The following is a 13372-nucleotide window of genomic DNA, read 5'->3' as shown; positions in this document are numbered from 1 at the left end:
TTAGTTCATAAATTTATATCTTTTCGGTAAAAATGTGGTATATCACATTATTTGTAGAATAAATTAGACATAATACCAATATTTGTAGAAATTATTTAACCTTTTTTGTAATAATTCCAATTATCAAATTCTACACAAAACAACAGATTGTGTATTTTTTTAATAATTATTTAATTTATTTAGAATTTTTTTTTATTAATCAAAAAATCCAATTAAAAATATTTTAGTAACTTAAAGTAACGGTTGATATTATAGAATTCTAACAGAAAACTGATAGGCAGTTTTACTTTTGTATATTTCGTTTGGATTTAAAACTGTTGAAGGAAAAGAATCTTGATTTGGCGAATCCGGAAAATGTTGTGTTTCAAGACAGAGCCCTGTGCGGAAATTATTTTTCTCACCTGTCTTCGTTTCAGATTTTCCGTCAAGAAAATTTCCTGTATACAATTGAATTCCCGGCTCGGTAGTAAAAATTTCAACATTTCGTCCCGTATTTTGATGATATACATTTCCCACACTTCGCAAGCCGAAACCTTTCAGAACCCAACAATGATCATAACCTTTACCCATGCTAAGTTGCTTATGATCAGCATTGATATCTTTTCCTATTTCTTTCAAATTATTAAAATCAAAAGGAGTTACTTTCACGTCGGAAAGTTTGCCTGTCGGAATTGAATTCTCATCTATTGGTAAAAAATGATTGGCATGAAGTTGCAACTGATGATCTGTAATTTTCTGAGAATGGTTTCCAGAAAGGTTAAAATAAGAATGCTGTGTTAGATTGATAATTGTTGGTTGATCTGTTTTGGCAAAATATTCAATTTCCAAAGCGTTATCTTTTGTAAGTGTATAAATTACCGTCACGGAAAGGTTTCCGGGATATCCTTCTTCCCCATTCGGACTATGATAATGCAAAGCCAGAGAACAGGATTCTGAATTTTCTAAAATTTCTGCATTCCAGATTTTGTTGGCAAATCCCTGTTTACCGCCATGGATATGATTATTACCTTCGTTTTTTGTCACCTGATATTCCTTACCTTTAATTAAAAATCTGGCATTTGCAATACGATTGGCATATCTTCCAACCACTGCACCGTAGGTATATTGATTAGAATTAAAATAATCTTCAGGATTTTTAAAACCTAAAACCACATCGTCAAAATTTCCATTTTTATCGGGAACTTTCAATGAAGTTATAATTGCTCCGAAATTGATGATTTCTACCACCATCCCGTATTCGTTGCGAAGGATATATTTGTTTATAAGTTCGCCTTTTGCTGTTTTTCCGAATTCTTCCGAGATTATTTTGTTCATGCGATGTGATGAAGTTTAAATTTTAATTTTAAACTTAACTGCAATTTCTGCAAAACTCCTGAATAAAGCAAGATTTACATTTTTAAAACAAAAAAAAGCCCCGAAATGGAGCTTTATATTCAGACTTCTTTTGAAGTTTTTACTGTTTGGAAGACTGCGATTTTATCTGTCGTTTTCTTTTCAATCATACCGTGCGGAGGTCTTGGTCTTTCGGGTCTGCGTGGTGGTTCCGGTCTTTTTGGTCTTGGTGGCGGATGGCAAGCTGCCAATAAAAATGCCAGCGTAAGTACTGAATAAATCTTTGTTGAATTTTTCATATCGAATAATTTTGATGTATTTACATTTAAACAATCAAAATGCCAAATCAGCCTGAAATACATTTTAATTATAAAGAATTCACGAAATTTTCAAGTCTTTTCAAACCTTCCGTCAGAATTTCTCTTGGGCATGCAATATTAATCCGCATAAAACCTTCGCCAGCCAGGCCGTATCTGCTTCCTGCATTGAGTTTAAGTTTAGCTTCATTGATTAATCTATCCTCTAAAATTGTTGAGCTTAAATTCAAATTTCTGCAGTCCAGCCACATCAGATAAGTTGATTCAGCCTGAAATGTTTTTATTTGAGGAATTTTATCCTCAATGTAACTTTTAGCAAAAAGATAATTTTTAAAAATGTAATTTTTCATTTCCATCATCCAGTCTTCACCAAAGGTGTAAGCTGCGGTAAAAGCTTGTGCTGAAAATGGATTGAGCCATTCAGTTTCCTGCTGTTGAAGCGTTTTTCTAACTTTTTGTAAATTTTCTATTTGATCACAGATAATGTATGCGGCAGATAAACCTGAAAGATTAAACGTTTTACACGGCGAACCCAAGGTAAACGAAATAAGATCATAATCAGCTGCAATTTTTGCAAACGGAATATGTTTGAAACCTTCGAAAACCAAATCCGAATGAATTTCATCTGAAATAACAATCACATTATTTTCAGAACAGATTTCAGCAATTTTTCTGAGATCTTCTTCCTGCCAGACTTTCCCAATGGGATTGTGTGGATTGCAAAACAGTAAAAATCTTGTCAATGGGTCTGATGCTTTTTCCTTCAAATCATCAAAATCAATCAAGTAAGAATTTTCTTTGTAAATTAAATCATTGCAAACAGTTTCTGCACCGCTGTTTTTTACTGTTTCGAAAAAGTGATCGTAAACCGGTGGCTGCAGGATTATTTTTTCATCTGTTTTCAAAAATGTTCTGATGATGGCAGAAACGCCCAAAAGCATTCCCGGAACCGGAAGGATTTTGTCTGCAGAAACGGTGAAATGATAATGCTTTTGTAACCAATTGATTATACTTGTTTTAAAATCAGGTGAGAGAAACTGGTAGCCCATCATTCCTGACATTGCCTTTTCTGTAATGGCTTTCTGAATTTCCGGAGCGATTTTAAAATCCATATCTGCCACCCACATCGGAAGGATATCTTTATCAAAAAAATCCCATTTTACCGAATTCGTATTTCGTCTTTCGATGATTTCATCAAAATTGTAATTCATTTATTCTGATTTAAATTTAAAGATAAAAAAATCATCAAAACTATTATGAATAAAAGCTTTGATGATTTTCAAATGTTAAAAAATGTATTCTATTTCTTGAGATTTTTATCAATCTGTTTCTCTGCAGATTTAGCTTTGGCTTCCTGAGCTTTCTTATCTAAACGCTGCTGTCTGCGGGTTTTCTTTTCTGCTCTTTGCTCCTGTCTGATTACTTTATTTATTTTTTTATTGTAGAGTGCTTCTGTAATTCCCTGTCCGTTTTTACTCAGAAATTTGATTTTTGGTTTTTCATGCGTTCCGGTTACCACGACTGGCAAACCTATCCATCCTCCTGGCGGCAATCCTATTCTGACTAATAGGTCAAGAAGCCCGTTAAAACTCGTGGTTCCGCTCACAGAAGGTCTTAACACCGAAACTTTAAAGGTAAATTTATCTACGTGAATCAGATTGTTTTTGATATGCGTTTCAATGTCAACACCTTTCATATCCGGATTGTCGAAACCTTTTGAACCAATACCGTTTCCTACCGCAGAGAGCATTTTCAGATTTTTTACTTCCACATCCCGAAGATTGATCAAACCACCGCCTTCAAGCGAAGGATAGATAGGGTTCATGTTTTTATCAAAATCACCTTTCAGTTTGTAGTCTATGGAAACAATTCCTTTCACATCTTTTGCAGATGTTGCTACTTCTTTAATCATGTCAATTTCTTTGTACGCCCTTTGAACATTGAAATCCTGAACTTTTACAGCCACATCATAATTGGCAGTAAGCGGGGATTCATCCTGATATCTTGCATCAATGCCCATCCGGCTTCCAATAATGTCGAAAGTGGTGTTCTTCAAATAAACCTGACCGGAATTTACAGATGCCGTTCCTTTTACATTATTTAATCCCAAACCCTGAAATTCCACTTTACCTGCGTTGACGCCAAGAGATACATCCAGATTTTTCGGAATCACCACAACTCCACTGCTGTTTGGATTTTCAACTTTGGCATATTCCACATCAATGGACTTTTTGGAATTATCGCCGCTTTTTAAGGCCATAAATTCGTCAACGAGAATGTATTTTGAATTTAAATTAAACTTTCCGTGCAGTGTTCCTTTTCTTTCAATAAAATAATTGATGGTGTTCAAAAGATGCCCGTTCAGCGCAAAATCTGACTTTCCATAATTGGCAAAAAACTTTCTGAACCACATTTTTTCATTTTCAAACTCGAAATTTCCTTCTCTGATGAAAAATGATTTTGGAAGCGTTTCTGTGGTTGCTTTAATATTTTTCAGAATCAGTGTTCCTTTGTTATCAAGCTTGCTGTACTGACCGGTTGTAGCGTAGCTTTGTCTTCCGTTTAAAGATAAATCTGCCATAATTAAACCAGAAACATCGAAGCCTTTTTTAGCAAATACTTTATAAATTCTTCCCACATTCAGCGTTCCTTTCGCACGGACTTTATACAGCAAATCCTCAAAATTCTGCAGTTCCGCATTGATGAAAACCGGATTTCCTTCAAAATAAAATTTAAATGGATCGAGTTTTACACCTAAACTTTTAAATGTACCATCAGTATTAGATACATTTGCTAAAATGTTGATATTCTGAATCGCATTTGGATAATATGAAGTTTTCAGCCAGCCATTCTTCAGGTTAAAATATCCTTTCGTTTTTGGGAAAAGTTTTTTGTCTAAATTAAAAATTCCGTCGGACTGGATATCGGTGTCAATAAAGCCTTTCATATCAATCTCGTTCAATCCCAGAGCGTCATCAAGAGTTTGAAGGTTTACAGCTCCTTTTATTTTTGCGTTGACTAAAATTTCGTCTAAACCTTTGGTTTTTACGACAGCTTTGAAATTGTTGTTTTTCCCTAAATCAAAACTTAAATTTTTAAGATCGATTGTAAGTTCATCGGTGTTTAAAGCCGGTAAGGCAACATTTAAATCCATATTCAGATTGTTCATCGGAACCGGAGCTTTCGCATTGGAAACAAATCCTTCTTTTACCAAAAGTCTTGCATTTAAGTTGGGTTTCAGGTTCTTGGCTTCACTGAATTTCCCTTTAAGACTGAAAAACAGATCGCTGTTCCCCTGAATTTTAGTGTCTTTTGCCCATTCCAGATATTGTGGCGGCAAAACTGAAATCATATCCCTAATTGTTGTTTTTTCTGATGCAGCATTGATATTCAAATCATATCCATCTTTAAGAATACTTAAAAAACCAGTGAATTTTAAAGGAAGTTCGTTAATTCTCAATTCATTTTTCCTCAAAACAAAAGTCAAAGCATCGGTATTGATTCTTGTAATTAAATCTGCATGTAAAGTTTTCTGTTTTGCGTAATAAATCCGGTCTAAGCTGAAGTCAAGTTTATCAATACCCAGATCGGTCTGAAGATCAAAAACATCTTCACTCAAGCCTCCTTTTCCGGTATAATTCAACCCTTTTGCATCCACCAAAACTCTTGCAGAAAGATCATGATATTTGATATTCCAGTTTTTGAGTTTTATTAAATCCAGTTTTATTGAAGCACCGCCTTTTGTAGTATCCTTGGGTTTTTCTGATGGCTTTGCAACATAAACATTGTAATTGGCCTGACCTTTTGTGTTCACAAAAACATTGGCAACAGCATCCGTTACGTAAATTTCGTCAATCTTTACTTCACCGTCGAAAATCAGATTTTTAAGATTAATTCCCACTGCAACCTCCTTGGCTGAAAGAAGAGTGTCTTTTGCAAATGGTTTTGAACCTTTTAAAAGAAATTCATCAACCGAGACTGTCAGTGAAGGAAAATGCCTGAAGAAAGTGAGGTGTGTTTTTTTATAATCCAATTCGCCCGCAAGATGCTTGTTGGCAAATATTTTTACCTGTTGCGAAATCGTTCCCGGAAATAATATTGGAATGATAAACATCAAAAAAAGTATCGTGACAATGGAAATTCCAAACCATTTGAATATCTTGAGAATTATTGTTTTCAGCTTTTTCATAACAGTAGATTTGGTGAAATGATTAGGTGGATTTTAGAAATAAAAAACCAGAAAAAATCATAAGTTAAGGTGTGCTGAACAAAATCTGTACCTATCCAATTTTTACATATTGTTATTACAATGCTGAATGTATTAGCATACTGTTTGATTGTCAAATATCCATACCTTTACAAACTTTTTAATTCCCCATCGATGATTGAGAATACCTTTGGTAAAAATATAATTCCTGAAAACGAGGATGAACGGTTGAAAGCTTTACACAGATACCGGATTACAGACACGCCTTCCGAAGAAAATTTTGATGGAATTGCCCAACTTGCGGCTCAGATTTTTGATGTGCCTGTTGCTCTTATTTCTTTGGTTGATACAGAAACCGTATTTTTCAAAGCCAATTTCGGGATGGGAAATGCCAAAAAAGCCAACCGTGGAAAAAGTCTTTGTGCCCTGGCTGTTCTGGAAAATGATGTTACAGTTTTTGAAGATGCTCTGAAAGAACCCTGTTTACTGTCTAATCCTAATGTTATCGGAGATTTTGGTTTAAGATTTTATGCAGGTGCACCATTGACTACACATGACGGTCATTTAATTGGCACTCTTTGTATTATTGATCAGAAAGCGAGAGCATTTGATTTTCATCAGAGAAAAATTCTTCAGGGACTGGCAAAAACTGCAATGGATCAGATTGAGCTTAGACTTTCGGCTTTTGAAACGATTGAAAAACTGGCCAACATTAATGATGAAACCAAAGGGTATAACGATAAACTGAATTCAGCGAATAAAAAATTAGAACAAAGCGAACTGCGTTTAAAATCATTTATTACCAAAGCTCCGATAGCTTTCGGGATTTTAAGTGGTAAGGATTTAATAATAGAAACTGCCAATGAGATGATCTTAAAAGTCTGGAGGAAAGACAGAGAAGTAATTGGCAAGCCAATTCAGGAAGCATTACCTGAGTTGAAAGGACAACCTTATTTCGGAATTTTAGCTGATGTTTTAAAAACCGGAAAAACGTTTATAGGAAATACAGCCAAAGCAATTCTGGAAGATGATGGAATTTTGCATGAATGCTGGTTTGATTTTATCTATGAACCTCTGAAAGATGAGAACGGAAAAACCACTTCAATTATCGTAATCGCCAATGATGTTACCGACAGAATCAACAAGAAAGAAGAACTCGAAAACCTCAATCAGCGATACGAGTTGGCACTGAAAGCAGGTCAGTTGGGAACTTATACTTTAGATTTGAAATCAGGTAAAATGATTTGCAGTGAGGTTTGCAAAAGCAATTACGGGAGATCAAAAGGTGATAAATTTGATTTTGAAGATTTAATTGAAACCATAGTTCCTGAGCACAGACAACTGGTCAATACAAGAGTAAGTGAATCTATAAAAAATGCCACACCTTATCATTCTGAATACCTAATACAATGGCCAGACGGATCTTTTCACTGGATGAATGCCTCAGGTTTGCCAAGTTATGATGATGATGGAAATCCTGCTTTTATGACGGGCGTTACTACTGATGTTACCAAAAGAAAAAATTACGAGACGCAGAAAGATGATTTTCTGAGCATCGCAAGTCACGAATTAAAAACACCGATTACAAGTTTAAAAGCAAGTATTCAGCTTTTAGACAGGCTTAAAGATAAACCAACGCACGAAAAAATACCTAAACTCATTGAACAGTCTGCTAAAAGCATTGAGAAAATAACGGTTTTGGTAGATGATCTTCTCAATTTAAACCGACTGAGCGGTGGAAAAATGGAGTTGGTAAAATCTGAATTCACCGTTTCGGAAATGCTTGAATCCTGCTGTGAATTTCTGAGACTAACTGACAGTCACTTGGTGAAAATTACTGGTGATCTGGAAGCTAAGGCTTTTGCAGATGAAGACCGGATTGATCAGGTTGTGGTAAATTTTCTCAATAATGCTGTGAAATATGCATCTCAGTCGAAAGAAATTAACCTTAATGTTGAAAAATCGCATCAATTTATTAGAATAAGCGTTCAGGATTTTGGTGAAGGTATTGATGACGATGTTCAGCCGTATCTTTTTGAAAGGTATTTTAGGGCAAATCATGAAGAAAAGTATTATTCAGGTTTGGGTCTTGGGCTTTATATTTCTGCTGAAATTATTAAACGCCACGGTGGCGAGATTGGTGTTGACAGCAAAAAAGGTAGCGGCAGCACGTTTTGGTTTACTCTTCCTATTTGAAATTTTAGTTTTAAAAATCTTATTCTTTAATACCTTTAATTTCTTAAATAACAGAAATAAATTTTAAAAATTTCGGTTAAAAAAATCGGTTGGCTTCGGTTTTGCTTAGCCACAGATATGAAAACTATCTATATCGTTGAAGACGAGACGGGCATAAGAGATGCTTTACAACTGCTCTTGTCATTTGAAAATTATGAAGTACGCTCTTTTTCTACCATTGAAGCGTTCAACAACAGAAATCAATCGGAAATTCCGGATATCTTTATTCTGGATGTAATGATGCCCGACGGTCTGGGTACTGATGTCTGCAATCAGATCAAAAACGATCCTACAACGGCGGAAATTCCTGTGATGATTATGAGTGCTCATGCCAAAAATACCGAGGTTACAGAACGTTGCGATGCAGATGTGTTTGTAAGCAAACCATTTGATATTGACGATGTTATCGAAAAAATTGAAAATCTGATTACTAAATCTTAATATCCAACAACTTTTTTAATACTATAAAGCCAGTGACAATAGCAGTTAGTGGCTTTTTTATTTACTTTAAAATTGATTAAAATTTTAGACCTTAAAACTAATAATATGATTTCAGTCATAAGGGTATGTATATTGATGACTTATCTTTAAATAAACTATTACTGATATTCTGTATTTTAATTCAAATAAAAAATCTAACAATTATGTTGATTGAAAAGGAACTTTTAATGAAATATGGTGCAGTTGAAGAAACTTTCAAGCGTGCTGAAACCATATTTGATGAAGGTGATTCACCAAAATATTATTATCAGATCACTGAAGGAAGAATAAAACTAAATCATTATAATGATGAAGGTAAAGAACTTATTCTCGCCATTTTGGATAAAGGTCTGAGCGTTTGTGAACTGCTTTTGTTTATTGACAAAACCTATCCTGTAAATGCAGTAACATTCGAAAAATGCAAAGTTTTAAAACTGCCGAAGAAAGCTTTTAATCTTCTTCTTGACGAAAATCCTCAGGCAGCAAATGATATTCGCAGATTTTTATCTGAGCGATTGTACTACAAATATATCATGCTGGAGAATAACTCGTCATTAAGCCCCGAAAAAAGAATTAAAGGAACTTTAGAGTATCATAAAAGTTTCAGTGAAAATAAGGATAAATATTCCTACGAAATTCCACTTACAAGACAACAAATTGCTGCATTAACGGCACTTCGGGTAGAAACGGTAATCAGAACAGTGAAACGTCTGGAGAAAGAAAATTATTTGAAAATTATCAATAGAAAAATTTTCGTTTAAAATAGTTTATATCCAAAAATAAAACAACAGCTTCTGAAATGAAGCTGTTGTTTTTAAAATAAAGAAAGCATAAAAAATATGAATGATTAACTCCAAGGATCTAAAATTACTTTCACGCAACCATCTTCTTTTTTGTCGAAAATTTCGTAGCCTTTTGCTACGTCATTCAACGACAGACGATGCGTAATGATGTCATCCAGACGAACCTGTCCGCTTTCGACATATTTTAAAAGTTTGTCTATAATGGCGTGAACAGGAGCTTGCCCGGCTCTCAGAATAATTCCTTTATCGAAAATCTGTCCGAGTCTGAAATTATCATAATTAACCGCATACACTCCCAAAACGGAAACAGTTCCGCCTCTTCTTACACCACTCATACAAGCCTCCAAAACTTTCATTGAACCTTTTTCAAAATTAACAACCGCTTTTGCGCGATCCAAAAATGAACGTTCAGGTTCGAAGCCCACAGCGTCGATACAAAGATCTGCACCGCGACCATTGGTCATTTCTCTTATTTTTTCTACTGTTGATTCTGCATCTTCCCACAAAATTATTTCACATCCTGTAAGTTTTTTAATCTGATCCAGTCTGTACTGCAAAGTATCAATCACAATTACTTTTCCGGCATTGTGAAGAATAGCACTTTTTACAGACATAGAACCTACAGGACCTGCACCGAATACTGCTACAGATTCACCACCTTTTAGATCTCCCCACATTACTCCGGTGTATCCGGTCGGAAAAATATCTGTAAGGAATAAAGCCTGCTCGTCTGTCAGAATATCAGGCACTTTTCTGGGACCAAAATTAGCATACGGAACTCTCACATACTGAGCCTGACCTCCGTTGTAACCTCCGTACAAATCTGTGTAGCCAAACATTCCGCCACCTTTTTCAGTTATGATTCCACCTTCAGGACCATAGTTTTCGGGATTGGAGTTTTCGCAACCTCCCGGAAGTTCGTGTTCACAAAAATAACAGCAACCGCAGGCAATCGGAAATGGTACTACTACCCTGTCTCCCTGATGAAGATGGGTGATATTCTTTCCTTTTTCTACAATCTCTCCCATAAATTCATGTCCCATCACCATGGGTCTGGGTTGCGGAATTCCGCCGGAATACATGTGAAGATCGCTGCCACAAATCGCAGTCGAAGTTACTTTCAGGATAATATCATTTTCGTCCTGAATAGTAGGATCTTCTACGGTATCACAGGTAATTTTACCTGGAGAATGAAAAACTGCTGCTTTCATACTACTTATTTTTTGGTTGATTTTCGTTACCGGTAAATCCGTTTCTGTGCTTTTCAAATTCCCAGACTCTGTGAGAAGCTATTGCTGTAATAAAACTGTTATCAGCATCATTGTTTTTTTCCAGAACAACAGCTGGATCTTCAGAATGAAAATCAGCTACATCTGTCTTTTTAAATAGCTCATCTGTCTCATTATCGAAGAAAATTGCCTTACAATGACGGTAAGCTTCGTTTACAAATTCTATCACGTTGTTTTTATAGTCAGGCTGAAGCCACTGTTGCGTAGATTCAGCTCCTCCAGCTACATAAACTGCATCAAAACATACACTCATCGTGCTTGAGATTGAATGTTTAGGCGTAAACTCAGTATTATTATCAGCTTTTACCGGAGCCATTTCTGGAGCTACCATTTGTACTACTGCACCTTGTGCTTCAAGTTTTGATTTTAATTCTGAGATACGTTTCGCATCACAACCGTCTGCAACCAAAAATGCAATAATTCTTGATTCGATGGAATCTTTAACGGTATTTTTCATGCTCAGTGCATCTGAAGAATCTAATGAAGTCTCACGTTCTTCACTTTGCAGAGATTCTACATCAGCGTCAGCAGGAATACTTCCGTTGGGCTGTTCGAGAGTTTTTACTTCTACACCCAGTTTTTCAGCTACCATTTGAGCCAAATCTTTATTTATAAAATTAAGTTGCGAAACCATTCTCTCACGAATAGCAGGAATCGTCACTTTAGACAGTTCGAAAACCAATGCTTTTTGTAAATGCGTTTTTTCTGGTGCAGACTGGCTGTTGTAGAATAATTTTGCCTGAGAATAATGCTCAACAAAAGATTCGCTTCTCGCTCTGATTTTAGTACCGCTGATTCTTTCTCCATACGTGTCAAAACCACCTTCTGACATCATAGCCTGATAAGGACAGCCTCCGCCCATAGAATTGGGTTCATAACTTACTTTTCCTTTGGCAATCTGCTGTCTCATGTGTCCGTCACGCTGATTGTTGTGAACATTTGGTACAGATTTATTGATTGGAATTTCATGAAAATTAGGTGAACCTAATCTTGAAAGCTGTGTGTCTGTATATGAAAACAGACGCCCTTGCAATAATGGATCATTGGTAAAATCGATACCGGGGATCAAGTGGCCGGGATGGAAGGCGATCTGCTCAGTTTCTGCGAAGAAGTTGTCGGGATTTCTGTTGAGTGTAAGCGTTCCCATAATTTCTACCGGAACAGTTTCTTCAGGAATAATTTTAGTAGGATCTAAAAGATCAAAATCAAAATCAAATTCATTTTCCTCAGGCACGATCTGTACTCCCAAATCCCATTCAGGAAATGCACCGTTATCGATAGCTTCCCAAAGATCTCTTCTGTGGAAATCAGGATCTGCACCCGAAATTTTTTGTGCTTCAGGCCACGCTACTGAATGCACACCCAGTTTAGGTTTTAAATGAAACTTTACAAAAAATGCAGAGCCTTCACTGTTGATAAATCTGAACGAGTGAACGCCAAAACCTTCCATCATTCTATAACTTCTTGGTAAAGCTCTGTCGCTCATCAGCCACATAATCATGTGCATGCTTTCCGGCATAAGAGAAATAAAATCCCAAAAAGTATCATGCGCAGAAGCAGCCTGCGGAATTTCGTTATCTGGCTCTGGTTTTACAGCGTGCACCAAATCAGGAAATTTCATGGCATCCTGAATAAAAAATACAGGAATATTGTTTCCAACCAAGTCATAATTTCCTTCATCTGTATAAAATTTTATGGCAAAACCACGAACATCTCTCGCCAAATCTGTACTTCCTCTGCTTCCTGCAACGGTTGAAAATCTTACAAATACAGGAGTTTCTTTATCGAGTTCAGTGAATAATTTAGCTTTTGTAAATTTCTGCATGTTTTTATTCAACTTAAAAACTCCATGGGCACCGGAGCCTCTTGCATGAACGATTCTTTCCGGAATTCTTTCATGGTCAAAATGGGTGATTTTTTCTCTGAGAATAAAATCTTCCAAAAGTGTTGCTCCACGTTCACCATCTTTAAGGGAATCCTGATTGTTGCGAATCTTCAGACCTTGATTGGTTGTCAGTTTTTCTCCAGAATTGTCTGTTTTGTACAGATTGAGCTGATCTAACTTGTCGTTGTTTTCTTTGTTTGTATCCATATTATTTAATTAAGTGAGATTTTTTAATGAAATGTTTTCAGTGAACAGAATATCGCTAACTACAATTTTAACAGTGAATTTGATCAGTCAATATTTGTTCACAAAATATCGTTCACGCAGAATTTGTCTCTGGTGAAAAATTGCTTGTTCTTGAGTACCTATCTATTTTTTAGTGGAAACTGTCTCTTTGCAGAACAGTTAATTGCTCTTGCCTCAGTAAAAAGGCAATTAAAAGAAAAAGTTTTCATATTAATTTAAATTTTGATGTTGGTATTGTCAAATTTAAATGGATATCTTCCACATTCAATATGACTGGAGTCATACGAATTCTTGTATTAAAGATGCAAGGTTGGACAGAAATTGCCCAGAATACGATAACTATTTAAAATTTAGATTTTTATTGAAATTCAGAAACAAATTATTCCGTTGAATATTTACACCAAATTCTGTTTTTCAAGTTTCTTTACAGTTCTGATGACGTTTTCCACGCGCAAACCAGTGAGCGACACTTTCTTCTGAAAGATAATAGCTTAGCTATTCTATGGTTTTGTTGAATCATATTAAAGATAATTTATTTTAGTAATTACAAAGTGAGACTAAAAAATTCAAATCTAATT

9 protein-coding genes are annotated in these 13372 nt (G+C 35.5%); 4 read left to right on the top strand and 5 right to left on the bottom strand.

The genetic code is table 11. The features are described 5' to 3' along the window. Window positions 1-249: 249 nt before the first annotated feature. Window positions 250-1314, bottom strand: coding sequence for an aldose epimerase family protein (locus AC2A1G_RS15980; RefSeq protein ID WP_484047904.1), 1065 nt, complete (start codon window positions 1312-1314; stop codon window positions 250-252). Window positions 1315-1419: 105 nt separating this feature from the next. Here AC2A1G_RS15980 and AC2A1G_RS15975 point away from each other — a divergent pair, with 105 nt between their 5' ends. After that, the gene (locus tag AC2A1G_RS15975) at window positions 1420-1611 is read left to right on the top strand and encodes a hypothetical protein (RefSeq protein WP_484047903.1); all 192 of its coding nucleotides are present in this window, start codon (window positions 1420-1422) and stop codon (window positions 1609-1611) included. Between the two features lie 88 nt (window positions 1612-1699). Here AC2A1G_RS15975 and AC2A1G_RS15970 read toward each other — a convergent pair whose 3' ends face one another. Beyond that, window positions 1700-2860 (bottom strand): MalY/PatB family protein, encoded by a 1161-nt coding sequence (locus AC2A1G_RS15970; RefSeq protein ID WP_484047902.1) that lies wholly within the window; start codon window positions 2858-2860, stop codon window positions 1700-1702. An 89-nt stretch (window positions 2861-2949) separates the two neighbouring features. Then, window positions 2950-5838 (bottom strand): AsmA family protein, encoded by a 2889-nt coding sequence (locus AC2A1G_RS15965; protein WP_484047901.1) that lies wholly within the window; start codon window positions 5836-5838, stop codon window positions 2950-2952. Window positions 5839-6030: 192 nt separating this feature from the next. Between AC2A1G_RS15965 and AC2A1G_RS15960 the strand changes: the two genes are divergently transcribed. The 3 genes from AC2A1G_RS15960 (at window position 6031) to AC2A1G_RS15950 (ending at window position 9332) form a co-directional block, all read left to right on the top strand. Then, window positions 6031-8052 (top strand): ATP-binding protein, encoded by a 2022-nt coding sequence (locus AC2A1G_RS15960; RefSeq protein WP_484047900.1) that lies wholly within the window; start codon window positions 6031-6033, stop codon window positions 8050-8052. 117 nt (window positions 8053-8169) lie between these two features. Further along, window positions 8170-8532, top strand: coding sequence for a response regulator transcription factor (locus AC2A1G_RS15955; protein ID WP_484047899.1), 363 nt, complete (start codon window positions 8170-8172; stop codon window positions 8530-8532). A gap of 203 nt (window positions 8533-8735) precedes the next feature. After that, entirely contained in the window at window positions 8736-9332 is a 597-nt protein-coding gene (locus tag AC2A1G_RS15950) for a Crp/Fnr family transcriptional regulator (RefSeq protein ID WP_484047898.1), read from the top strand. A gap of 86 nt (window positions 9333-9418) precedes the next feature. On the opposite strand, the gene AC2A1G_RS15945 is transcribed toward AC2A1G_RS15950, so the two are convergent. Both AC2A1G_RS15945 and AC2A1G_RS15940 read right to left on the bottom strand, forming a co-directional pair. Next, on the bottom strand, window positions 9419-10585 hold the full coding sequence (locus AC2A1G_RS15945) for a zinc-dependent alcohol dehydrogenase (protein WP_484047897.1): 1167 nt from the start codon (window positions 10583-10585) through the stop codon (window positions 9419-9421). Between the two features lies 1 nt (window position 10586). Beyond that, window positions 10587-12755, bottom strand: coding sequence for a catalase (locus AC2A1G_RS15940; RefSeq protein WP_484047896.1), 2169 nt, complete (start codon window positions 12753-12755; stop codon window positions 10587-10589). Between the last annotated feature and the right edge of the window lie 617 nt (window positions 12756-13372).

The sequence above is a fragment of the Chryseobacterium sp. HNCC26DJ240 genome (assembly GCF_057180485.1).
This window is presented reverse-complemented; position numbering and strand designations above follow the sequence as displayed.